The 21,136-nt window shown below is 72.1% G+C and carries 23 protein-coding genes; 16 read left to right on the forward strand and 7 right to left on the reverse strand.

The window, feature by feature from the left end:
- Nucleotides 1-48 precede the first annotated feature (48 nt).
- From ACLVWQ_RS36960 to ACLVWQ_RS36980, 5 genes are all read left to right on the forward strand, one after another.
- A complete protein-coding gene (locus ACLVWQ_RS36960) occupies nucleotides 49-933 on the forward strand; it encodes a cyclase family protein (protein WP_414113655.1) in 885 nt (294 codons plus the stop codon).
- The gene (locus tag ACLVWQ_RS36965; RefSeq protein ID WP_414113656.1) at nucleotides 926-2,368 is read left to right on the forward strand and encodes an MmgE/PrpD family protein; all 1,443 of its coding nucleotides are present in this window, start codon (nucleotides 926-928) and stop codon (nucleotides 2,366-2,368) included. The genes ACLVWQ_RS36960 and ACLVWQ_RS36965 overlap by 8 nt, the downstream gene beginning before the upstream one ends.
- Before the next feature lie 4 nt (nucleotides 2,369-2,372).
- Nucleotides 2,373-3,842, forward strand: a complete 1,470-nt coding sequence (locus tag ACLVWQ_RS36970; RefSeq protein ID WP_414113696.1) for a dihydroorotase — start codon at nucleotides 2,373-2,375, stop codon at nucleotides 3,840-3,842.
- A gap of 86 nt (nucleotides 3,843-3,928) precedes the next feature.
- Entirely contained in the window at nucleotides 3,929-4,780 is an 852-nt protein-coding gene (locus ACLVWQ_RS36975; RefSeq protein WP_414113657.1) for an HpcH/HpaI aldolase/citrate lyase family protein, read from the forward strand.
- Nucleotides 4,781-4,842: 62 nt separating this feature from the next.
- The gene (locus tag ACLVWQ_RS36980; RefSeq protein ID WP_414113658.1) at nucleotides 4,843-5,643 is read left to right on the forward strand and encodes a DUF1963 domain-containing protein; all 801 of its coding nucleotides are present in this window, start codon (nucleotides 4,843-4,845) and stop codon (nucleotides 5,641-5,643) included.
- Between the two features lie 72 nt (nucleotides 5,644-5,715).
- Here the strand turns inward: ACLVWQ_RS36980 and ACLVWQ_RS36985 are convergent, their stop codons facing one another.
- A complete protein-coding gene (locus ACLVWQ_RS36985; protein WP_414113659.1) occupies nucleotides 5,716-6,666 on the reverse strand; it encodes an AraC family transcriptional regulator in 951 nt (316 codons plus the stop codon).
- Between the two features lie 100 nt (nucleotides 6,667-6,766).
- On the opposite strand from ACLVWQ_RS36985, the gene ACLVWQ_RS36990 reads away from it, so the two are divergent.
- Nucleotides 6,767-7,711, forward strand: a complete 945-nt coding sequence (locus tag ACLVWQ_RS36990; RefSeq protein WP_414113660.1) for an MBL fold metallo-hydrolase — start codon at nucleotides 6,767-6,769, stop codon at nucleotides 7,709-7,711.
- A 39-nt stretch (nucleotides 7,712-7,750) separates the two neighbouring features.
- Here the strand turns inward: ACLVWQ_RS36990 and ACLVWQ_RS36995 are convergent, their stop codons facing one another.
- The 3 genes from ACLVWQ_RS36995 to ACLVWQ_RS37005 all read right to left on the reverse strand — a co-directional run bounded on the left by ACLVWQ_RS36995 (nucleotide 7,751) and on the right by ACLVWQ_RS37005 (nucleotide 10,396).
- The gene (locus ACLVWQ_RS36995; RefSeq protein WP_414113661.1) at nucleotides 7,751-8,299 is read right to left on the reverse strand and encodes a PepSY domain-containing protein; all 549 of its coding nucleotides are present in this window, start codon (nucleotides 8,297-8,299) and stop codon (nucleotides 7,751-7,753) included.
- Nucleotides 8,300-8,399: 100 nt separating this feature from the next.
- On the reverse strand, nucleotides 8,400-9,707 hold the full coding sequence (locus ACLVWQ_RS37000; protein ID WP_414113662.1) for a sensor histidine kinase: 1,308 nt from the start codon (nucleotides 9,705-9,707) through the stop codon (nucleotides 8,400-8,402).
- On the reverse strand, nucleotides 9,704-10,396 hold the full coding sequence (locus ACLVWQ_RS37005; protein WP_414113663.1) for a response regulator transcription factor: 693 nt from the start codon (nucleotides 10,394-10,396) through the stop codon (nucleotides 9,704-9,706). The genes ACLVWQ_RS37000 and ACLVWQ_RS37005 overlap by 4 nt, the downstream gene beginning before the upstream one ends.
- 102 nt (nucleotides 10,397-10,498) lie before the next feature.
- Here ACLVWQ_RS37005 and ACLVWQ_RS37010 point away from each other — a divergent pair, with 102 nt between their 5' ends.
- Together ACLVWQ_RS37010 and ACLVWQ_RS37015 are read left to right on the forward strand one after the other, a co-directional pair.
- Nucleotides 10,499-10,999, forward strand: a complete 501-nt coding sequence (locus ACLVWQ_RS37010) for a hypothetical protein (RefSeq protein ID WP_414113664.1) — start codon at nucleotides 10,499-10,501, stop codon at nucleotides 10,997-10,999.
- A 94-nt stretch (nucleotides 11,000-11,093) separates the two neighbouring features.
- The gene (locus ACLVWQ_RS37015; RefSeq protein WP_414113665.1) at nucleotides 11,094-11,879 is read left to right on the forward strand and encodes a DUF899 family protein; all 786 of its coding nucleotides are present in this window, start codon (nucleotides 11,094-11,096) and stop codon (nucleotides 11,877-11,879) included.
- Nucleotides 11,880-11,947: 68 nt separating this feature from the next.
- On the opposite strand, the gene ACLVWQ_RS37020 is transcribed toward ACLVWQ_RS37015, so the two are convergent.
- Both ACLVWQ_RS37020 and ACLVWQ_RS37025 read right to left on the reverse strand, forming a co-directional pair.
- Nucleotides 11,948-12,340 carry a fic family toxin-antitoxin system, toxin component gene (locus ACLVWQ_RS37020; RefSeq protein ID WP_414113666.1) on the reverse strand — a complete coding sequence of 131 codons (393 nt, stop codon included), beginning with the start codon at nucleotides 12,338-12,340 and terminating at the stop codon, nucleotides 11,948-11,950.
- Nucleotides 12,337-12,645 carry a hypothetical protein gene (locus tag ACLVWQ_RS37025; RefSeq protein WP_414113667.1) on the reverse strand — a complete coding sequence of 103 codons (309 nt, stop codon included), beginning with the start codon at nucleotides 12,643-12,645 and terminating at the stop codon, nucleotides 12,337-12,339. Before ACLVWQ_RS37025 ends, ACLVWQ_RS37020 begins: the two co-directional genes overlap by 4 nt.
- Nucleotides 12,646-12,795: 150 nt before the next feature.
- Here ACLVWQ_RS37025 and ACLVWQ_RS37030 point away from each other — a divergent pair, with 150 nt between their 5' ends.
- Nucleotides 12,796-13,320 (forward strand): hypothetical protein, encoded by a 525-nt coding sequence (locus ACLVWQ_RS37030; protein WP_414113668.1) that lies wholly within the window; start codon nucleotides 12,796-12,798, stop codon nucleotides 13,318-13,320.
- A gap of 4 nt (nucleotides 13,321-13,324) precedes the next feature.
- Here ACLVWQ_RS37030 and ACLVWQ_RS37035 read toward each other — a convergent pair whose 3' ends face one another.
- The gene (locus tag ACLVWQ_RS37035) at nucleotides 13,325-14,269 is read right to left on the reverse strand and encodes a LysR family transcriptional regulator (protein ID WP_414113669.1); all 945 of its coding nucleotides are present in this window, start codon (nucleotides 14,267-14,269) and stop codon (nucleotides 13,325-13,327) included.
- A gap of 129 nt (nucleotides 14,270-14,398) precedes the next feature.
- On the opposite strand from ACLVWQ_RS37035, the gene ACLVWQ_RS37040 reads away from it, so the two are divergent.
- The 7 genes from ACLVWQ_RS37040 to ACLVWQ_RS37070 all read left to right on the forward strand — a co-directional run bounded on the left by ACLVWQ_RS37040 (nucleotide 14,399) and on the right by ACLVWQ_RS37070 (nucleotide 21,044).
- Entirely contained in the window at nucleotides 14,399-15,238 is an 840-nt protein-coding gene (locus ACLVWQ_RS37040; protein ID WP_414113670.1) for an inositol monophosphatase family protein, read from the forward strand.
- 97 nt (nucleotides 15,239-15,335) lie between these two features.
- Nucleotides 15,336-15,962 carry an NAD(P)-dependent oxidoreductase gene (locus ACLVWQ_RS37045; protein ID WP_414113671.1) on the forward strand — a complete coding sequence of 209 codons (627 nt, stop codon included), beginning with the start codon at nucleotides 15,336-15,338 and terminating at the stop codon, nucleotides 15,960-15,962.
- Between the two features lie 137 nt (nucleotides 15,963-16,099).
- On the forward strand, nucleotides 16,100-16,828 hold the full coding sequence (locus ACLVWQ_RS37050; RefSeq protein WP_414113672.1) for a DUF1684 domain-containing protein: 729 nt from the start codon (nucleotides 16,100-16,102) through the stop codon (nucleotides 16,826-16,828).
- A 58-nt stretch (nucleotides 16,829-16,886) separates the two neighbouring features.
- A complete protein-coding gene (locus ACLVWQ_RS37055; RefSeq protein WP_414113673.1) occupies nucleotides 16,887-18,410 on the forward strand; it encodes an ABC transporter substrate-binding protein in 1,524 nt (507 codons plus the stop codon).
- The gene (locus ACLVWQ_RS37060) at nucleotides 18,410-19,375 is read left to right on the forward strand and encodes an ABC transporter permease (protein ID WP_414113674.1); all 966 of its coding nucleotides are present in this window, start codon (nucleotides 18,410-18,412) and stop codon (nucleotides 19,373-19,375) included. Before ACLVWQ_RS37055 ends, ACLVWQ_RS37060 begins: the two co-directional genes overlap by 1 nt.
- On the forward strand, nucleotides 19,372-20,235 hold the full coding sequence (locus ACLVWQ_RS37065) for an ABC transporter permease (protein WP_414113675.1): 864 nt from the start codon (nucleotides 19,372-19,374) through the stop codon (nucleotides 20,233-20,235). The genes ACLVWQ_RS37060 and ACLVWQ_RS37065 overlap by 4 nt, the downstream gene beginning before the upstream one ends.
- The gene (locus tag ACLVWQ_RS37070) at nucleotides 20,232-21,044 is read left to right on the forward strand and encodes an ATP-binding cassette domain-containing protein (protein WP_414113676.1); all 813 of its coding nucleotides are present in this window, start codon (nucleotides 20,232-20,234) and stop codon (nucleotides 21,042-21,044) included. Before ACLVWQ_RS37065 ends, ACLVWQ_RS37070 begins: the two co-directional genes overlap by 4 nt.
- The last annotated feature ends 92 nt before the right edge of the window (nucleotides 21,045-21,136 follow it).

The raw sequence follows: 21,136 nt of genomic DNA on the forward strand, positions 1-21,136 counted from the left end.
CGGCGACGCACGGGACCAGGAACCACCGAACGAAGGAACGGGACGCACATGAGCAACACGGCATCGACCACCGAGGACGCGCCCACGACACCGCGCGACCCCCTCCTGGCAGCGGTACGCGACGGAGTACGCGTCCTGGACCTGGGCCGCCGGCTCCACGTCGGTATGCCGCAGTCACCCAACCACCCGGCCTACTGGCACACACTGCCGCGCCGCCACGGGGACCGGGTGCGCGCGGACGGCGGTTCCGCCGCCAACGACATGCTCGTCATGGGCACCCACGTCGGCACCCACATCGACGCCCTCGCCCATGTCTCGCACCAGGGCAAGCTGTTCGGCGGAGCGGATGCCCAAAGCGCCGGCGAGGGCGGTGTCTACCGGGACCACGGCGTGCACACCATCGCCCCGATGGTCCGCAGGGGAGTCCTGCTCGACGTGCCCGCGGCGCTCGGCGCCGAGGTCTGCGAGCCCGGCTACGAGATCACCGTCGCCGACCTGGAGGCCGCCGAACGCCGCCAGGGGACCGCGGTGGAACCGGGCGACGTCGTCCTCGTCCGCAGCGGCTGGGGACGGCAGTTCGACGCGCCCGGCCGTGACACCTTCATCGGCCACGACTCCGGCGTGCCCGGCGTCGGCGAGGCGGGCGCGCAGTGGCTCGCCGCACGGCGGGTGCACGCCGCGGGCGCCGACTCCATCGCCTTCGAGCACCTGGCGCCCGGCACCGGCCACAGCAGCCTGCCCGCCCACCGGGTGCTGCTCGTGGAGTCCGGCATCTACATCATCGAGACGCTGGACCTGGAGGAGACCGCCGCCGAGGGGGTCCACGAGTTCACCTTCGTGCTCTGCCCGCTGCCGCTGTTCGGCGCCACCGGGTCCCCCGTCCGCCCGCTGGCCGTGACCAGCGCTCCGACGGCGGGAGCAGGCCGTGGCTGAGCCCACTCTCGCCCGGCACCTCGCCGAGTTCGCGGCCGGCACCGCCTACGACACCCTCCCGCCCGAGGTCACCGCCAGCGTCCGCAGACGGGTCGTCGACGTGCTGGGCCTGTGCGTGGCCGCCCACCGGCTGCCCACCTCCGCCGCGATCGTCGAGCACGTGCGGGAGCAGGGCGGCCGGCCCCAGGCCACCGTCGTGGGCGGCGGCCACACCCTGCTCCCCGCTCCGCTCGCGGCCCTCGCCAACGGCGTCCTGGCGCACTCCCTCGACTACGACGACACCCACCTGCCGTCCGTGCTGCACCCCAGCGCCTCGGTCGTCCCCGCGGCCCTCGCGGCGGCCGAGACGGCGGGCGCGGACGGCCGCCGCACCATCCACGCCGTCGCGGTGGGTCTGGAGGTGTGCGTACGGCTCGGCATGGCCGGCTACGACCGTGCGACCGGCAACTCCACCTACTTCGAACACGGGCAGCACGCCACCTCGATCTGCGGCGCGCTCGGCGGCGCCGTCGCCGCCGGACTGCTGCTCGGCCTCACCGTCGACCAGCTCGTGGACGTCCTCGGCATCGCCGCCTCCATGGCCTCCGGCATCATCGAGGCCAACCGCACGGGCGGCACCGTCAAACGACTGCACTGCGGCCTGGCCGCCCAGTCGGCCGTCACCGCCGCCCAGCTCGTACGCCGCGGCTTCACCGGACCGCCGACCGTCCTGGAGGGCCGCTTCGGGTTCTTCGAGGCGTTCCTGCACGGCGTCTACGACCCGTCGGCCGTCACCGCGGGCCTCGGCACCGAATGGGCCGTGCCCGGCATCTTCTTCAAGCCCTACCCGGCCAACCACTTCACCCACACCGCCGCCGACGCCGCGATGGCCCTGCGCGAACAGGGCCTGGACCCGGCCAGGGTGGAGCGGCTGGTGCTCGGCGTGCCGGCCCCGGTGATCCGTACCATCGGCCAGCCCATCGAGCGCAAGCGCGCCCCCGAGACGGGCTACCAGGCCCAGTTCTCCGGCCCCTACATGGTCGCCGCCGGACTCCTGGGCGAGGGCGGCGGACTGGGCCTGGGACTCGACGACTTCACCGACGAACTCGCCCGGGACCCGGTCCGCCGGGACCTCATGGCCAAGGTCGAGGTGGTCGCCGACGAGCGGGCCACCGCCATCTTCCCCGCGGAGTTCCCCGCGGTGCTCACCGCCCACGACCTCGACGGCCGCACCTGGCGGCACGAGGTCCTGAACAACCGCGGCGGCCCGCACCGGCCCCTCTCCGACGCCGAACTCACCCTGAAGTTCCGTGACAACGCCGCCGGGCGGCTGTCCGACGCCGACGTCGACACCGTCATGGACCGAGGCCTGCGCCTCGGCGAACTGGACCGCATCCAAGATCTGCTCCGCCCCGTGGCCGAGCTGAAGACAGTGGCTGGAGGCCATCGTGACTGACCGCATGGGGACCGAATACGACCTCGTGGTGACCGACGTCAGGGTCGTCACCGACGAACAGGACGAACCGCGGAGCGCGGACATCGCCGTACGCGACGGGAAGATCGTCGAGGTGGCGCCCGGTGTGGACGTCACCGGCGCCCGCCAAGTCGTGGACGGCGGCGGGAAGCTGGCCTTCCCCGGAGTCGTCGACGCCCACCAGCACTGGGGCATCTACAACCCGCTCGACCAGGACGCCACCAGCGAGAGCAAGGCCTGCGCCCAGGGCGGCGTCACCTCCGCGCTGACCTACATGCGCACCGGCCAGTACTACCTCAACAAGGGCGGCCCGTACGCCGACTTCTTCCCCGAGGTGCTGGAGCGGACCGAGAACCGCGCCCACGTCGACTACGCGTACCACCTGGCGCCCATGTCGAAGGGGCACATCGCCGAGATACCCGACCTGGTGCGAGAGCACGGTGTCACCTCGTTCAAGGTGTTCATGTTCTACGGCAGCCACGGCCTCCACGGCCGCTCCGCCGACCAGAGCTCCTTCCTGATGACCCCGGAGGGCGAGCGCTACGACTACGCCCACTTCGAGTTCGTGATGCGGGGCATCCAGGAGGCGCGGGAGCGGTTCCCCGACATCGCCGACCAGATATCGCTCTCCCTGCACTGCGAGACCGCCGAGATCATGACGGCGTACACCCAACTGGTCGAGGAGGCGGGCGAGCTGACCGGCCTGGCCGCCTACAGCGCCTCGCGCCCCCAGCACTCCGAGGGCCTGGCCGTCTCCATCGCGTCCTACCTCGCCCACGAGACGGGCCTGCCCACCATCAACCTGCTGCACCTGTCCTCGCGCAAGGCGGTCGACGCCGCGGTCCGCATGGGCAAGGCGTTCCCGCACATCGACTTCCGCCGCGAGGTCACCGTCGGGCACCTGCTCGCCGACATCACCACCGCGCACGGCCTCGGCGGCAAGGTCAACCCGCCGCTGCGGCCCCGCGAGGACGTCGAGGCGCTGTGGGAGTACGTCCTGGACGGCACCGTCGACTGGGTCGTCTCCGACCACGCCTGCTGTCGCGAGGAGGTGAAGTTCGGCGAGCCCAAGGACGACGTGTTCCTCGCCAAGTCCGGTTTCGGCGGCGCCGAGTACCTGCTGCCCGGCATGGTCACGGAGGGCACCCGGCGCGGCCTGTCCCTCGGCCGGATCGCCGCCCTGACCGCCTGGAACCCCGCCCGGCGCTACGGCCTGCCCACCAAGGGGCGGCTCGCGGCCGGTTTCGACGCGGACATCGCGCTGGTCGACCCGGACCACACCTGGACGGTCCGCGCGGCCGACTCGGAGTCCACCCAGGAGTACACCCCCTTCGAGGGCTTCGAGCTGACCGCCCGCGTCACCGACACCTTCCTGCGCGGCACCCGGATCCTCACCGACGGCAAGGTCGACGGCGAACCCACCGGCCGCTACCTGCACCGCCCGACCGGCAACTGAGCGCGGCGGACCACCTGAACCGCGGTGGCGGGCGGAGCCGCTCCGCCACCGCGCCCCACCGAGCGGCACGTGAAGGAAGACCAGTGGTGAGATCCGCCCTGTACGTACCGGGAGACCGCCCGGACATGCTGGCGAAGGCCCTCGGCAGGGGCGCCGACGCCGTGATCGTGGACCTGGAGGACGCGGTCGCCCCCACCGCGAAGGAACATGCCAGGACCGTCTGCGCCCGGTGGCTGACGGAACTCCCGCCGGCCGGGTCCCGCCCCGGCCCCGAGATCTGGGTACGGATCAACCCCGGGCAGCGGGGACTCGCCGACGCCCGCGCGGCGGCCCTGCCCGCCGTCGACGGGATGATGGTCGCCAAGGCGGAGCGGGTCGGTGATCTCGTCGCCGTGGCCGGTGAACTGGCCGCGGCCCCGTGGATCGCGCTGTGCCCCCTCCTGGAGAGCGCCGCCGCCCTGCTGGCCGCGCCGCTGCTGGCCCGCGGCCCGCGGGTGACCCGGCTGCAGCTCGGCGAGGCGGACCTGTGCGCCGACACGGGTATCACCCCGGGCCCCGACGAGAGGGAACTGCTGTGGCCGAGGACGCAGCTCACCCTGGCGTCCGCGGCGGCCCGGCTGGCGCCGCCCCTCGGCCCCGTCAGCACGGACTTCCGCGACCTGGCAGCCCTGCGCCGCTCCACCGCCGCGCTCAAACGCCTCGGCTTCGGCGGCCGGACCTGTATCCACCCCGCGCAGATCCCGGTCGTCAACGAGGTGTTCACCCCGACCACCGCGGAACTGGACCGCGCCAGGTCACTGGTCGAGCGGTTCGAGGCGGCGGGCTCCGGCGTGGCCCAGGACGAGTCAGGCCGCATGATCGACGAGGCGGTGGTGCGCGGCGCGCGGCGCGTCCTGGCCTCGGTGCCGGACACGTCGACGGTGCCGTACGACAGCTGACGGGCCGTCGCCGACGCGTTCCGCATCGAGGGCTGTCGGTGGCCTGTGGCACGATCGCCGCCATGACACCGATCGACGAACGGCTCGTCCACGAGGCGGCCGAGAAGTACGGCGTTCCCGGCGCTGTCGCCCAGGAGCTGATAGCCCGGTCCAGGCCGTGCCTCTACCTGGTGCAGGAGCGGGAAGTGCCCTCGGACCAGCGGGAGAACACGCGTCCGGCCGCACGCACGGGCGGGCTTCCCTCGCTGCCGGACGGGACGGACTGGCCCGAGGGCCGGGAGCCGCTCCTGCTGACCGTCGACTGCGCGGCCCTGCCCCGCGACGTCCTGGACATCGAACTGCCCGCCGACGGGCACCTGTTGTTCTTCATGGAGATCGAGTACCCGCCGGAGTCGTCCGCGGTGCTCCATGTCCCGGCCGGAGCCCGGACCACGGAGCGCGCCGCGGCCTACGACTTCGACGGTGAGCCCATGTCGGCCAGGGTCTACGAACCGCGTGTGCTGTATCCGCTGGCCGGCCTCACCCTCGACAGCGACTGGCGACAGGCCCCGGCGGCCGGCGCGTTCCTGGACCGCGCCGGTGACGGGGACGGCGAAGGGGACGCGGAGGCGGACGCGCTGGACAGGTTCGAGGAGGCCGTCCTCGACGCGGCCGGCGGCAGGCGCTCCGGCGTCTGCGTCCAGCTCGGCGGGTTCTCCGACCCGTGGGACACGGCACCGGACGAGGGCGACCTCGTACTCTTCGCGCAGCTGGCCGGGCAGGCGATCGACTACGACGTCTACACCATGAACCTGATCGTGGGCACGCGTCAGGACATCGCCGCCCGACGGTACGCAGGCCTCCAGTACGAGCAGCAGTGCTGAACCGGTACGAGCATCAGTGCTGAACCGGACGTGTGGCGGCGGTGAACCGGGACCCTCGTCACGGGTCCCGGTTCACCCCTGCTGCGGCGGGTCGTCGCGCTCCGCGGCCTGCACCCGATACCGCCCCGGTGTGAGGCCGAACTCCCTCTCGAAGGCGTGGGAGAGCGCGTACGGGCTGCCGTAGCCGACCCGGCCCGCGATGGTCGCCAGGGTCTCCGGGGTGTCGCGGAGCATGGTCGCGGCGAGGACGAGGCGCCACCAGGTGAGGTACGCCATCGGAGGGCGGCCGACCAGAGTGGTGAACCGGCGCGCCAGGGTGGGACGGGACACACCCGCCTCCGCGGCCAGCCGGTCGTTGCTCCACGGTGCGGCCGGGCTGGAGTGCATCGCCCGCAGGGCCGCCGACGTCACCGGGTCGCCCAGCGCGCCGGGCCAGGCCCCAGTGGTGGTCTCGGTCATCCAGGAACGGATCATGTAGACGAGGAGGAGGTCGAGCAGGTTCGGGAGCGCCACGCACGAGCCGGGCCGCAGCTCGTCCAGCTCACCGGCCAACAGGTCGATCGCGGCGCGGAGTTCGAGGTGGCTGCCCACGCGGCTGGGCAGGTGCACGACCTCGGGCAGCTCCGTCATGAACGGGTGCATACGGCTGCAGTCGAACCAGTACTTGCCGCACAGCATCTCCGTCTCGTCAGGGCCCGACCCGGCACGGGACCGGTCTCGTGGGCCCGTGTCCAGCAGCCACCGCTCGAACGGCACCGCCTTCTGCTCCGCGGTCGCCGCGTCGACCGGGGAATCGGCGATCACATGGCCGGCGCCATGAGGCAACAGCACCGCGTCACCCACTCCGAGAGGCACCAGGGTGCCGCCGTCGGTCAGCAGCCAGCAGGTGCCCTTGAGGACGACGTAGAAGCCCGCGCCGGTGTACGGCTCCAGCCGCGCGCACCAGCTCCCACTCGTCCGCACCCGGTGGGACCAGGGGTGCCCGAGATGCACCGCGGAGATCGCGTCGCTCACCACATCCATCCCCCGATGGTATCGCTCGTACGACAGGTGAGACGGATGCGTATTTTGTTGAGCCGGAAGCGCATTGAGAGGGTCGTTCGATCTTCCTAGGGTCGAGCACATGATGAACGAGGACGAGCGTGTACAGACTTTGGTGCTGGGCGATGTCGAGGTCACCCGGGTCGTCGAATGGCACCGGCCGTTCCTGACCGCCTCCGAGTTCCTGCCGGACGTCGGTGCCGGTGTGTGGAAGGACAACGAGCACTGGCTGGCACCGGACCACTGGCAGCCGGACAGCGACCGGACGGTCATCGCGCTGCAGTCGTGGGTGCTGCGCAGCGCGGGGCGGACCGTCCTGGTCGACACGGGAGGGGGCAACGGACGCGAACGGCCGGGCATGGCGCCGTACTTCCATCAGTGCGAGGGCGACTTTCTCGACCTGCTGGCGAGGGCCGGGGTCCGCCCGCAGGACGTCGACGTCGTCGTCAACACCCACCTCCACGTCGACCACGTCGGCTGGAACACCGTGGACGCGGACGGCCAGTGGGTTCCGACGTTCCCCGAGGCCCAGTATCTGATCCCCGCTGCGGACGACTTCCACTACGGACCGGACAACGGGTACGGGAACGGTGTTCAGGAGGTGGACCGGCTGATCTACGAGGACAGCATCGCGCCCGTCCACCGGGCCGGGCAGTCCGTGCTGTGGGACGGCCTCCACCGTATCGACGAACACCTCACCCTGGAGTCCGCGCCCGGCCACACCCCCGGCTCGTCCGTGCTGCGCCTCTCCTCGGGGAGCGACCGGGCGGTCTTCGTCGGAGACCTGCTGCACAGCCCCGTACAGATCCTCGATCCCTGCTGCAACAGCAGTGCCTGCCTGAACCCGCAGCAGGCGGCGGCCAGTCGGCGCCGGATCCTCGAACGGGCGGCCGACGAAAGGGAGTTGCTCGTCCCGGCGCACTTCGGTGGCGCGGGCGCGGTGGAAGTGCGCCGTGACGACGGTGGGTTCGCCCTCGGCCCGTGGGCCACGGCCGGCCCGGGGAAGGGACCGTCGGCCTCCGGGTGACCTCAGGTCCGGTGCCCCGGGCAAGGGGGCGCCGGGAGGTCAGCCGTGGTGCCGACCGTGCCGGCCGCCGTCCTCGTCGTCACCGCCCCGGTGCCGGTCGTCGCCGCCGCCGTCGTCGTCGTGGTGACGGCCGTGGTCGTCGCTCCCCGAAAGGCTCTGGCGGCCGCCGCTCGTGTCGTCACCGCGGCCGTCGCCGTCCTTGGCGCGCGACCGGGTGATCTCGCCGCTGCTCCGGTCGACGTGCACGTCGTACCGGTCGCCGCTCTTGACGATGCGCACGTTCCACACCGCCCGGCCGTGCTCCTGTTCGGCCTCGATCCTGCTGATGGTTCCGCCGCCCACCCGGGCGAGGGCGAGCTCCCCGGCGCGGCGGCCGCTCACCGACGTGCTGCCGGAAGCGGTCGCGGCGGGCCCGGCCGTGTCGTCGGCCGACGCGGTCGGCACTCCGGGGGAGGGCGCCGCCGACGCCGTGGCCGACGACGTGCCGCGGGCCGGCGACGTGTCGTCGCTCCCTCCCGCGAGAGCGGTGCCGGCGACCGCGGCGACGAGCGCTCCCGAGGTGAGCAGGACGAGTGATACGCGCTTCATGACGAACCTCCTGTGTTGCCTGGTGATGAGGAGAGATTCGCGCGGTTCGGGATAGCGCCGCGCTGCGGCAGTGCTAACAGCGGGCTAAGGGCTAAGGCGCTCACGACGGAACAGGAGGGGTCTCGGGAGGGGCGGCGGGAGGTCCCAGTTCCAGTGTGACCCGGGCGCCGCCCGCCGGGCCGGTGGACAGCTCCATGCTCCCGCCGCTGGACTGGGCGACCCGGCGGGCGATGTCCAGGCCCAGACCGGTGGACCCGCCGCGGCTCGCACCGCGTCGGGCCAGGTCAGCCGACAGACCGGGACCGTCGTCCGTCACTGTCAGGACGGCCCCGCCGTCGGCGCGGGGCGACAGGGTGACCGAGAAGGCGGTGCCGTCGGGGGTGTGGGCGAACACATTGCCCAGCAACGCGTCCACGACGGCGGCGAGTTCGTCGGCGTCGACACCGACGGGCAGGGGACCGTCCGCCGTGATGTCCAGGGTGACGGCCCGGCCGGTGTCCTCGGCCAGCACGCGCCAGAACGCCACGCGCTCGCGGAGCGCGGGGGCCGCCTCGCACACCGCGTGCGCGTCCGCCTCCCGGCGGTGCCGGGCCTGGTCGATGAGTCCGGTGACCGCCCGTTCCATCGCGTCCACGCGCGCGGCGATCCGGGCCGCGTCGGTGCCGGTCAGCGACTCGGTCTCCAGCCGCAGCGAGGTCAGCGGCGCCCGCAGGCGGTGGGAGAGGTCCGCGACCTCCTCGCGCTCCGCGCGGAGCAACTCCTGGATCCGGTCGGCGAGATGGTTGAGGGCTCCGGCGACCTGGCGCAGTTCCGGCGGCCCGTCCGGACGGGCGCGCGCCGTGAGGTCGGCCCGCGCGAGCCGGTGGGACACGGCGGACAGTTCCGTGATGGGGCTCACCAGGGCACGGCTGAGCCGGTCGGCGACGACGAGCCCCAGCAGCAAGAGGGCGACGCCCAGCCCGGCGAGTACCAGCCAGGCCCGGGTGACCCCGTGGGTCAGTTCGGCGGCGGGCACGAAGGCACGGATGACGGCGGTGCCGTCCGGGCGGCCGAGCACGGCCACCACGATCTCGCGCCCGTCGGAGCGCTCCACGGTCCGGCTGACCCCGGCCAGGGCCGCGAGCCGCACGGCACTGGTCCTCGGTACCCGGGTGCCCAGGGACGACCCGTCGGGGAGGTAGACGGTGAGCGGGCCCCGGGCTCCGGCGGCCATGTGCTCGACGCTGTTGCGCAGGGTGTCCGGGTCCGCGGTCCCCACGAGCGAGACGAGACTCTGCGCGTCGGCGCTCGCGGTGGCGGTGGCACGGTCCTGGGCGACCGTACGCAGCAACAGGGCCAGGGGCACGACGAACGCGAGGAGCGCCAGGCACATGGTCGCCGCGACGAGCAGGGTCAGCCGGCGCCTCATGGACGGTCCGCGGGCGCGCTCAGCCGGACGCCGACCCCGCGCACGGTGTGCAGGTAGCGGGGTTCCTGCGCGCTCTCGCCGAGCTTGCGGCGCAGCCAGGACAGGTGCACGTCCACGGTCTTGTCGGTACTTCCGTACGGCACCCGCCAGACCTCGGTGAGCAGTTCCCGCTTGGTGACGACCTGCCCTGCCCGGCCGGCCAGATGGTGCAGGAGGTCGAACTCGCGGGGCGTGAGGTCCAGGGCGGTACCGGCGAGGCTGGCCTCACGGGTGCCCGGGTCGATGCGCAGGTCACCGACGACGACGGCGGCCGCGGGCTCCCGGGAGCCCGCGCCGCGCCGCAGCACCGCCCTGATCCGGGCCTCCAACTGGGCGGCGGTGAACGGCTTCACCACGTAGTCGTCGGCGCCCGCGTCGAGCCCTCGGACGATCTCCGCCTCGTCGTCCCGCGCCGTCGCGATGATCACCGGTACCGGGCTCACCGCCCGCAGCATGCGCAGGAGTTCGATGCCGTCCAGATCCGGCAGGCCCAGGTCGAGGACCACGAGATCGGGTCGCTCGTCCAGCGCGGTCTGCAGTCCGCCCATCGCGGTGTGCGCGGCGGCGACGGCGTGACCGCGCTCGCTCAGGGCCCGGATCAACGGCGTCCGTATCGTGGGGTCGTCTTCAACTATCAGCAGGTGCACCACGACGGGCACGCTATCCGAGCAGCGGGGCGGAACCGCCTCGTTAACCTTCCCTTAGGTTCCCCCGGTGCTCCTCTTATCGAGGTCCGGGGCATAGTCGTCCCCATGCCTTCCCGTACGTTCCTCGCCCTGGCCGGCTGGACAGCCGCCGCGGTGGCCGCCACGCTCACCGGGCTGGCCGCCGTCGAGATCATCGGCGACGGGATCACCGGCTCCTCCGGAGGCAAGACGCTCACCTCGGAGCAGGTGCAGCGGCAACTCGACGCGGCGAAGGCCTCCGGCCGAGGACAGGGCACCCCGACGCCGAGCGCGACTCCCGGCACCGGGACGCCCTCGCCCTCGCCCACGTCCACCGGGAGTTCGACGGCCACCGCGGCCAGGAAGACGTTCTCCACCCGGGGCGGCACCGCCATCGCCGTGTGCGACGGAGCGACTGCACGGCTGCTGTCGTGGACTCCCGCCCAGGGGTACGGAGTGAAGAGCGCCGACCGGGGCCCCGACGACGAGCACGTCGAGGTGCGGTTCGAGGGCTCCGCGGGCAAGGTCGAACTCCGGGTGCGGTGCGTGGACGGCAGGCCCACCGGATCGTGGAAACAGGATGACTGACGCGCCTGCGATGAGTTCTGGTGGCGCGGGGAGTCTGTGTCGGTGACCGTCGAGGGCACGTCGCGCACGTGCCCGGCACACCATGGAGGACACCATGACGACCGAGCCGAACGATCCGACCACCGCGCGGCCCGGCCGCCCGCCCGTCGTCGACCTGGACACCTGGCAGGCCGCCCGTGACGCATTGCTGGTCCGCGAGAAGGCGTACACCCGCGAGGGGGACGCCCTCGCCGCGGCGCGCCGCCGGCTGCCGAGAGTGGAGATCGACGGGACGGCCGAGGTCGTCGGAGCCGACGGCCCGGTCCCGTTCACGGACCTGTTCCAGGGGCGCGACGAACTCGTGGTCTACCAGCACATGTGGTACGACGGCGCGCCGCACCAGGGGCAGTGCGAGGGCTGCACCACCACGGCCTGGCACATGAAGGACGCCGTCTACCTCAACGCCAGGGGCGTGTCGTACGCCGTCCTGACCTCGGGGCCCTGGGACGAGGTGGCCGCCTACGTCGCGTTCATGGGCTACACCCAGCCCTGGTACTCCGTGCGGGACGTGGCGCCGCCCGTCGGCGGGCAGATGGGGCACCTCGTCTGTTTCCTGCGCGACGGCGACCGCGTGTTCCTCACCTATTCCACGACGGGCCGCGGCAACGAGCCGGTCAACGGGTCTCTCGGCCTGCTCGACATGACGCCCCGCGGTCGCGGCGAGGCGTGGGAGGACCGTCCGGAGGGGGACCTGTCCGAGGGACGACAGGCCTGCTGGTACTGGCGCTCGGACGTGGAGGGGAACGCCACCTGGGGTCCGACCAGCCGGCCCGTGCCGCAGTGGACCCGGCCCGACGCGACCCCGGTGAAGACCCTCGGCCGGCACGGCCCCCACCACTGAGGTCCGTCAGGCCTGAGCTCCGTCAGGGGCTCCGGTCACCGTGCTCGCACGCGGCGTGTCAGCGGGACTCAGCCGCCGGCCCAGGAGCGCAGCAGGCGCGCGACCTGCGCCACGCCCGCGGTGCCGGCGGCGGCGTCGCGGACGAGAGCCACGGCGTCCTTCGGCTCGTACGTCACGCGGTGACCGTTCAGGACCAGGTACGCCTCGCAGCAGTGCCAGGCGAAAGCCTCGTTGGAGTGCTCCAGCGAGGGCAGCCGCACCAGGGTCTGCAGCAGGGCCCCGGCCCTGAGGAACGCCGATCCGTAGATGTCGCGGCCCATCGCGTACGCGTTGACCCGCCCGACAGCCGCGTAGAGCGGGCCGTAGTCGTCGAACTGGGGGTCACCGTCGAGGAGTTCCGCCGCGTGCAGCAGGAACTGCAGCTCAAGGGGAACGGACTGCTGAGGGTCGGGCTGGGTCACGCGGCGTGCCCCTGCCGACCGGGCTCCAGGTCACGACGGGCCTGCCGTTCGGCGTCGCGCTGTGCCGTCGAGGGGTCGACCGTGCTCGTCTCGGCCGCGAAGGCCGCCCCGGAGAACGCCATCGAACCCCGGAAGGCCTTGAGGAAGGCGTCCTCGACGGCGGTCGCACGGGCGTAGGCCGCCGACAGGATGTATTCCTGCAGGCTGACGCCCTCCTTCCGGGCTGCCGCCTCGATGGCGGCCCGCTGTCCGGGGTCGGGGAACCGCAGGTTCATAGCTTTCGGGGTGTTCGACGACGTCGCCATGGTGCAGACGGTACCAGCGGTACCACCTTCTTGTCCCGCTCGGGTCCCACCCGGACAGACCGTCATGGAACCCTCAGGTTCGCTGTGGGACGACCGTCAAGTCCGCCGAGCAGGATGACGACATCGACTCACCACCAGGGGGATGCGGGCATGGCTGCCGATCACGCCTTTCACGGGACGAGCGGTGTCTTCGAGACGGCGCCGCGGGCCGGCCGGCACGGTCTTCTCGCCGCCTTCGCCCGCTTCGTGTTCTGCGGCGGGGGAGTGGGCCTCGCCGCCGGCTTCGCCGTGGCGGCCTGCGCCTCCTGGATGCCCTGGGCCCTCGCCAACGCCCTGATCACCGTGGTGTCCACGCTCCTCGCCACCGAACTGCACGCCCGCTTCACCTTCGGCACCGGCGGACGGGCGACCCGGCGCCAGCACGCGCAGTCGGCCGGTTCCGCGGCGGCCGCGTACGTGGTGACCTGTACGGCGATGGTCGCCCTGCACCTGCTGGTCGCGGTACCCGGCGCGCTGCTGGAACAGGTCGTCTACCTGTCGGCGTCCGCACTCGCCGGTGTCGTGCGGTTTGCGGTGCTGCGCCTCGTCGTCTTCGCGCGGCACCGCTCGCGGGACGTGCCCGCCGCCCGCCCGGGGGCACGGCCCGACCCGGAGCGGCTCTGCCGCGCCGCCTGACCTGTCAGCGACTTGGGGTTCCGGTGTACCCCTCGGTCGGGTCGTCGGTGGGGTCGCAGGCGCGGTGCAGGGCCGCGCGGGCCCGGCTCCGCAGCCAGGTGTGGGCGGGGTCGTTGTCGTAGCGCTGGTGCCACGCGAGGTGGACGGGGACGGTCGGCATGGGCAGGGGGAGCGGCCGGGTGCACAGGCCGAGGCCGTCCAGCAGTGGGCGGCTGACGAGGTGGGTCACCGCCGCGACGAGGTCGTGGTGGCGGACGAACTGCAGGGCCGCGGCGACGGTGGGCGCGGCGGCCACGACCTGCCGGCTCACCCCCTGAGCCTCCAGCGCGTCGTCGATGGGGTCCCGCAGCCGCCCCCGGCGGGAGATGGTGACGTGCTCGGCGGCCACGTAGTCGGCGAGGGCGAGCGGGCCGCGGCACAGCGGGTGGGAGGGGCGCAGAGCCAGGACGAGCCGGTCGTGGCCCACGACCTCGTGGCGGATCTCGGGCGAGGCGGGTTCGCTGGACCCGGCTTCGAGGTCGATGTCCCCTCGTCGCGGGTCGTGGGTGTCGGTACTGGCCTCGGCCAGGAAGCGCAGCCGCACTCCGGGTGCCTCCGCGCGCAGGGAGCGGAGCAGGGCGGGGCCGGCCGCCGCGGTCAGGGCGTCGTGCCACTTGAGGATGAAGGTCCGCTCCAGGGCCGCCAGGTCGACCTCGGTGTCGGGGGAGAGGACGGCCTCGGCCTGCTGGACCAGATCGTGCACCCGCGCGCGCAGGGCGAGGGCGCGAGGGGTCGGCGTCATCGTCCGGCCGGTGCGCACCAGGATCTGGTCCCCGGTGGCCCGGCGGATGCGGCCCAGGGTGCGGCTCATGGCCGGGGCCGAGACGTGGAGGCGGGCCGCGGCGTCCGTCACGCTGCCTTCTTCGAGCAGGGCGTCGAGCGCGGTCAGCAGATTCAAATCCAGTTGCATGAGGGTAAATCCAGTCGTAACTAGATTGCATTTGAAGTTAATGATGCCTGGTCCTAACGTCGAGTGCGACCGGCCGGGAGGCCACGACCCCCTCCCTCCTCCTCTTCCTCCTCGCGACCTGGAGTGCTCATGCCTGCCTTCTCCGTCTCCGACTCCCCTGCCGCCTCCGGCGCGTCCACCGGGCTCGCAGTGGTTCTGGACCACGCCGTGACCGTCGTGAAGGCGGCCGGCGAGCTTCTGCGGGAGCGCCACGACGTGGCCGCCCGGCCGGGTGACCTCGACGAGATCGTCCGTGCCATCGACGCCAACGACGCGGCGGTCCTGTCGATCGTCGAGCGGCCGCTGCTCACCGCGCGCCCCGGGTCCCGGTGGGCGGAGGACGAGCTGGCGGGCGGCGCGCTGCCCGACGGCGAGTGGTGGGTGGTGGACACGGCGGAGGGCAACATCAACCACATCCACGGCATGGACGAGTGGGCGGTCACCGCCACGCTGGTACGCGACAACACCCCGGTGCTGACCGTGGTCCACCTGCCGCTGACCGGCGACACCTACACCGCGCTCAAGGGCGGCGGAGCCCACCTCAACGGCGAGCCGCTGCGCGCCTCGGCCAAGACCGACCTGCGGGCGGCGCTGGTGGGCACGGGCCAGGCCAAGCCCGGCGAGGACGAGGCAGCCCTGCGCCGGATGGGCGCCACGGTGACCGACATGCTGCTCAGCGCGCTGGTGGTACGGGTCTCGGTGCCGGCCACGCTGCAGCTCATCCATGTCGCGTCCGGCCGCATGGACGCCTTCTGGCAGTTCTCCGACGTGCGCTCGGGCCTGCTGCCCGGGGCGCTGCTGGTCTCCGAGGCGGGCGGCACGGTCACCGACACGGAGGGGGAGCCCTGGAGCCCGGCCAGCCGCGACTTCCTGGCCGCCGCGCCCGGCCTGCACATCCGGGCCGTCGAGGTCCTGTCCGGCCGGGGCTGACCGCTTCCCCTTCCCCGACCCCTCCCTTCCTCCCTGCTCTCCCTTCCTGCCCTTTTCTTCCCCCCCCCTTTTCCCGCCGTCGCGACTGGAGACCCTCGTGAAGATCGCCGTACTCGGTTCCACCGGGCAGACCGGCCGCCTGGTGACGGCCCGTGCCCTGGAGCGAGGGCATGACGTCATAGCCCTGGCCCGCCGGCCCGAACAGGTGCGGATGCCCGCCTCCCCGCACCTGCGCGTGATCCGCGCGGACGTGACCGATCCGGGCAGTGTCGCCGCCGCCGTCGAGGGTGTCGACGTCGTCGTGAGCGGCCTGGGCGTCACCAGGCAACAGGACCCCGAGATCCTCGCCGAGGGCGCCCGGCAGATCGTCGCGGCCGCGCCCCGGGTCATCTGGCTGACCTCCCTCGGCATGGGCGCCACCGAGGGGGCGCTCGGCAGAGTCACCGGCGCTCTCCTCAAGCGCGCCCTGCGCCACGAGTGGGACGCCAAGGGCGTCGCCGACCGCGCGGTCCGCGGCGCGGGCGGGACCACCGTCCACGCGGGGCCCCTGACCGGCAAGCCCTACCAGGGCGACGGACGCCTCCTGCGCGCCGACGAGTTCACCCCGCGCGGGCTCCCGCCCAGGGCGCCCCGTGCGGGAATCGCCGCCCTCATGGTCGCGGAGGCGGAGACGCCCCGCTTCGCCGACACGGACACCGTCGCCCTGTTCGAGGGCGGACGATGAGGAGCTGACAGGACAGCTGAACACCGAGGAGGCATGTTTGACATTAGGTGACCTTATGAAGGATAAAGGACATGCTTTGGCCAACTAATGACGATCCTCGTTCGTTGGCTGTGCCCTTCTAGTCGAATGAGTCCGCCGTGTCCCAGCTCCACTCCTCCCCGGCTCCCGTCGACCCCGGGACGGAGTGGAACGCCTGGCGTGCCGAGCGCCACCGCTCGCTCACCTCGGCCACCGGGAACCTCGCCCTCGTCGAGACCCGCTGGCTGCCCGCGGGCGAGGAGCCCGACGCCGAAGCGGCCCGCGCCGGACAGCCGGACAGCGTGACGGTCACCACCCTCCAGCGCGCCGACCGCGTCACCGGCGCGCCGGAGCACGGTCTGCGCTTCTGGGACGCGGACTCACCCGCGATACGCCACTTCGAGCGCGTCGACGCCTTCCCGTACGACCCCGCGTGGGTCCTGGAAGCGTCCTACGCCCCCGTGGCCGGCGCCCGCCGTGTCCCCTTCGAGCACCTCCGGGACAACGGCGGCACCCGCGAGCTGGTGGTCCCGGGCGACATCACCCTCACCCTCGAAGGCCACACCTACACCCTCAGCGCGTTCGACGACGACGGCACCCTGCTCCTCGTCTTCGGCGACCCCACCAACGGGGACACCACCTACGGCGCGGGCCGCTTCCTGTTCGTGCGGCGCACCGAGGACGACCGGCGGGTCGTCCTCGACTTCAACCGCGCCTTCGTGCCGCCCTGCGGATTCTCCGATCAGTACAACTGTCCGATGCCGCCACGGCAGAACCGTTTCCACCCGGCCGTCGCGGCCGGTGAGAAACTTCCCCTCTTCCGTGACGGCTTCCCGGCCCAGCACTGATCCCCCGCGGAACTCCGCAGCACCTCGCAGCTCCTCGCACCGAAGGCACCCGACACCCATGAGCATCAGCAGCAACAAGGCATCCCTCTACGGCACCGCCACCGTGGCCGGCCTCGCCCTCACCCTCACCGCCTGCGGCGGCTCCGGCGGGAGCAGCGCCTCGGGCGGCACCTGGGACAAGAACGCCACCGTGAACATCGGCTCCCTCTACGAGCCGCAGAACCTCGACAACACCGCGGGCGGCGGCCAGGGCGTCACCGAGGCCCTCAACGGCAACGTCTACGAGGGTCTGTTCAAGCTCACCGACGACGGCAAGGTCGAGAACCTCCTCGCCCGGAACCACGAGGTGAGCAAGGACGGCCTCACCTACACCTTCACCCTGCGCGACGGAGTGAAGTTCCACAGCGGCAAGGAACTGACCAGCTCCGACGTCAAGTACAGCCTGGAGAAGGTCCTCGCGGACGACTCGCAGTCCGCCCGCAAGAGCAACCTCGAGGTCGTCAAGGACATCGCCACCCCCGACAAGCGGACCGTCGAGGTCACCCTGTCGAAGAAGTCGATCTCCTTCGTCTACAACCTCTCCTACGTCTGGATCATCAACTCCGAGGCGAAGAACCTCAAGACGACCGAGGACGGCACCGGCCCCTACACCCTCGCCAAGTGGACCCGCGGCTCCGCGCTGAGCCTCGACCGCTTCGCCGGCTACTGGGGCGACGCCGCCGCCAACAAGAAGGTCGTCTACCACTACTACAAGGACGCCAGCGCGCTGAACAACGCGCTGCTGACCAACGCCGTCGACGTGGTCACCAGCGAGCAGTCGCCCGACGCCCTGGAGCAGTTCAAGAGCAACCAGAACTACAAGGTCAACGACGGCGACTCCACCACCAAGCTGCTCCTCGCCTTCAACGACAAGGCCAAGCCGTTCACCGACGTCAAGGTCCGCCAGGCCGTCTCCGCCGCCATCGACGACAAGAAGCTCCTCGAGTCCGTCTGGGGCGGCTACGGCAAGCTCATCGGCTCGATGGTGCCGCCCACCGACCCCTGGTACGAGGACCTCACCGACGTCAACGCGTACGACGTCACCAAGGCCAAGAAGCTGCTCGCCGAGGCCGGCTACGCCAAGGGCCTCACCTTCACCCTCGACACCCCGAACTACGACCCGCACCCCACGGCCGCCACGTTCATCAAGTCCCAGCTCGCCGCGGTCGGCATCACCGTCAAGATCAACACGATCACGCCGGACGAGTGGTACACGAAGGTCTATAAGAACCACGACTTCACCGCCACGCTCCAGGAGCACGTCAACGACCGCGACCTGGTCTGGTACGGCGACCCCGACTTCTACTGGGGCTACGACAACAAGCAGGTCACCCAGTGGGTCCAGCAGGCCGAGGAGGCCTCCACGACCACCGAGCAGACCGAACTGCTGAAGAAGGTCAACCGCAGGACCGCCGAGGACGCGGCCAGCGACTGGCTCTACCTCTACCCGCAGATCGTCGTCGCCGGCAGCAAGATCTCCGGCTACCCGCTCAACGGCCTCAACTCCCAGTTCTACGCCTACGACATCAAGAAGAAGGGCTGATGGGGCGCTATCTCCTGCGCCGACTCGCGTTCCTCCTGGTGTCGCTGGCCCTGGCGAGCGTGGTGCTCTTCGTCCTGCTGCGCCTGCTGCCGGGCGACCCGGCCAACGCGCTCACCTCGGTGGGCGCGAGCCCGGACCAGATCGCCGCGGCCCGCCACTCCATCGGCTCCGACCGGCCGCTGCCCGAGCAGTTCACCCACTGGCTCGGGCAGCTGGTGAGCGGCGACCTCGGTACGTCGTTCGTCAGCTCGCTGCCGGTCGGCCCCGAGGTCGGCTCCCGCCTGAACGTCACCGTCCCGCTGACGCTGGCCGCGTTCGTCCTGGCCGTCGTCATCGCCGTACCCGTCGGTTTCGTGGCCGCGTACAAACGCCACACCTGGTACGGCGCCCTGCTCAGCGGCGTCTCCCAACTGGGCATCGCCGTTCCGGTGTTCTGGCTCGGCATGATCCTCATCGCCGTGTTCGCCCTGAACGCGGGATGGCTCCCCTCCGGCGGCTTTCCGCAGGACGGCTGGGCCGCGCCCGCCGACGCCGTACGCTCCCTCGTCCTGCCGGTGGTCACCATCGCCCTGGTGATGGGCGCCTCACTGATCCGCTACGTCCGCTCCGCCACCCTCGACGTCCTCGGCAGCGACTATCTGCGCACCGCCCGCGCCCTCGGCGCGTCCTTCCCCGGCGCCATGTGGCGGCACGGGCTGCGCAACGCCTCCGTACCCGTGATCTCCGTCCTCGGCATCGAACTCGCCTCGACCCTGCTAGGCGCGGTCGTCGTGGAGTCGGTGTACGCGCTGCCCGGCCTCGGCTCGCTGCTCGCCACCGGGATCGCCCAGCACGACTACCCGGTCGTCCAGGGCGTCCTGTTCGTCTCGACCCTCGCCGTCCTCCTGATCGGCTTCACCGCCGACCTGGTCCAGCGGATCATCGACCCGCGACTGCGCGGACGGCTCTCCGGAGGTGCCCGGTGACCCTGACGGACCTCCCGCACAAGGAGGCGGCGCCCGCCTCGCGCCGCCGCCGGTCCGCCACCCTGCTGGCCGGCTGCGTACTGACCGCCCTGATCGTGCTGCTCGCCCTGGTCTCGCTGCTCTGGCTGCCCTTCGACGCCGACGACACCTCCGGGGGCCGGCTCGCGGGACCCGGCGACGGACACCTGCTCGGCACCGACAAGCTGGGCCGGGACCTGTTCAGCCAGCTGATGACCGGCTCCCGTATCGCCGTCGAGGCGGGCCTGGGCTCGGTGCTGATCGCCGCGTTCCTCGGGGTCGCCCTCGGTGTGCTCGCCGCGTTCGCGCAGGGCTGGCTCGACGACACCCTCGCCGCGTTCCTCGACATCCTCATCGCCTTCCCGACGCTGCTGCTCGCGATGCTCGTCGTCGCCGCCCGCTCGGCCACCCTCGGCTCCGCGATCCTCGCCATCGGCCTGGCCCAGAGCGCGGTGGTCGCCCGGCTCGTACGGATCCTGGTCAAGCGGGTCCTGGCGCGGGACTACGTCACCGCCGCCCGTACCTCGGGCACCTCCTGGCCGCGTACGGTCGTCGCCCACGTGCTGCCGAACATCTGGCCCACCCTCGTGGTCAACCTGGCCCTGCAGTTCGGCCTCGCCGTGCTCGCCGAGGCCGGCCTGTCCTACCTCGGCCTCGGCGCCCCGCCGCCCAACGCCTCCTGGGGCCGCATGCTCCAGGAGGCACAGGCCACCTTCACCACCGCCCCCGCCGGCGCACTGGCCCCCGGCATCCTGCTGGTCCTGCTCGTCATCGGGGTCAACCTCATCGCCGACGGGCTGCGCGACACCCTCGACCCGGCGACCCGCAGGAGGCGGACATGACCCTCCCCGGCCCGCTGCTCGACGTACGTGGCCTGACCGTGCGCACCGACGACGGGCACACCCTGGTCGACGGCCTCTCCTTCACCGTCGCCGGCGGCGAACGCCTCGGCCTGATCGGCGAGTCCGGCTCCGGCAAGTCCCTCACCACGCTCGCCGTGCTGGGCCTGCTGCCCGACGGCATGACCGCCACCGGCAGCGTCGAACTGGCCGGCACGCAGATCGTCGGCGCCCCCGAGAAACGCCTCACCGCCGTACGCGGCCGGGACGCGGCCGTGGTCTTCCAGGAGCCCCTGACCGCCCTCGACCCGCTCATGCGGATGGGCCGTCAGATCGCCCTGCCGCTGGCCCGCAGGACCGGCCTCAAGGGACGAGGACTGCGCATCGCCGTCGCCGAGGCGCTCGCCCGGGTACGGCTGCCCGAACCCGATCGCATCGCCCGCTCCTTCCCGCACGAGATCTCCGGCGGCCAGCGCCAGCGCGTCGCCCTCGCCATGGCACTGGCCTGCGAACCGCGCCTGCTGATCGCCGACGAACCCACCACCGCGCTCGACGTGTCCGTGCAGGCCGAGATGCTGGAGCTGCTCGACACCCTCGTGCGCGAACGGGAGATGGCGGTGCTGTTCGTCAGCCACGACCTCGCCGTGGTCGCCGCGGTGACCGACCGCGTGCTGGTGATGAAGGACGGCCGGGCCGTCGAGGAGGGCCCCGTCCTGGACGTCGTCGGAGCGCCGAAGGCCGCGTACACCAAGGCGCTCGTCGCGGGCGCCCGCAAGCTGGAGTCCGCCCTGGACCTGAGGAGCCCGCGATGACCGACGTGCCGGAACCCACCCCCGTGCTGGAGCTGACGGACGTGGCCGTGCGCTACCGGGGCGCCGCCACCGACGTCGTACAGGACGTGTCC

It is taken from the genome of Streptomyces sp. CWNU-52B (assembly GCF_047444975.1).
Classification (GTDB): Bacteria; Actinomycetota; Actinomycetes; order Streptomycetales; family Streptomycetaceae; genus Streptomyces.

What these genes read in the sequence shown, in the direction of transcription:
- ACLVWQ_RS37060 (WP_414113674.1), top strand. Translation starts at nt 18,410, where the DNA reads ATGGGGCGCTATCTCCTGCGCCGACTCGCGTTCCTCCTGGTGTCGCTG.
- ACLVWQ_RS36995 (WP_414113661.1), bottom strand. Translation starts at nt 8,299, where the DNA reads ATGAAGCGCGTATCACTCGTCCTGCTCACCTCGGGAGCGCTCGTCGCC.
- ACLVWQ_RS37040 (WP_414113670.1), top strand. Translation starts at nt 14,399, where the DNA reads ATGCCTGCCTTCTCCGTCTCCGACTCCCCTGCCGCCTCCGGCGCGTCC.
- ACLVWQ_RS37010 (WP_414113664.1), top strand. Translation starts at nt 10,499, where the DNA reads ATGCCTTCCCGTACGTTCCTCGCCCTGGCCGGCTGGACAGCCGCCGCG.
- ACLVWQ_RS36990 (WP_414113660.1), top strand. Translation starts at nt 6,767, where the DNA reads ATGATGAACGAGGACGAGCGTGTACAGACTTTGGTGCTGGGCGATGTC.
- ACLVWQ_RS37030 (WP_414113668.1), top strand. Translation starts at nt 12,796, where the DNA reads ATGGCTGCCGATCACGCCTTTCACGGGACGAGCGGTGTCTTCGAGACG.
- ACLVWQ_RS36980 (WP_414113658.1), top strand. Translation starts at nt 4,843, where the DNA reads ATGACACCGATCGACGAACGGCTCGTCCACGAGGCGGCCGAGAAGTAC.
- ACLVWQ_RS36970 (WP_414113696.1), top strand. Translation starts at nt 2,373, where the DNA reads ATGGGGACCGAATACGACCTCGTGGTGACCGACGTCAGGGTCGTCACC.
- ACLVWQ_RS37070 (WP_414113676.1), top strand. Translation starts at nt 20,232, where the DNA reads ATGACCCTCCCCGGCCCGCTGCTCGACGTACGTGGCCTGACCGTGCGC.
- ACLVWQ_RS37000 (WP_414113662.1), bottom strand. Translation starts at nt 9,707, where the DNA reads ATGAGGCGCCGGCTGACCCTGCTCGTCGCGGCGACCATGTGCCTGGCG.
- ACLVWQ_RS37015 (WP_414113665.1), top strand. Translation starts at nt 11,094, where the DNA reads ATGACGACCGAGCCGAACGATCCGACCACCGCGCGGCCCGGCCGCCCG.
- ACLVWQ_RS36985 (WP_414113659.1), bottom strand. Translation starts at nt 6,666, where the DNA reads ATGGATGTGGTGAGCGACGCGATCTCCGCGGTGCATCTCGGGCACCCC.
- ACLVWQ_RS36960 (WP_414113655.1), top strand. Translation starts at nt 49, where the DNA reads ATGAGCAACACGGCATCGACCACCGAGGACGCGCCCACGACACCGCGC.
- ACLVWQ_RS37025 (WP_414113667.1), bottom strand. Translation starts at nt 12,645, where the DNA reads ATGGCGACGTCGTCGAACACCCCGAAAGCTATGAACCTGCGGTTCCCC.
- ACLVWQ_RS37055 (WP_414113673.1), top strand. Translation starts at nt 16,887, where the DNA reads ATGAGCATCAGCAGCAACAAGGCATCCCTCTACGGCACCGCCACCGTG.
- ACLVWQ_RS37035 (WP_414113669.1), bottom strand. Translation starts at nt 14,269, where the DNA reads ATGCAACTGGATTTGAATCTGCTGACCGCGCTCGACGCCCTGCTCGAA.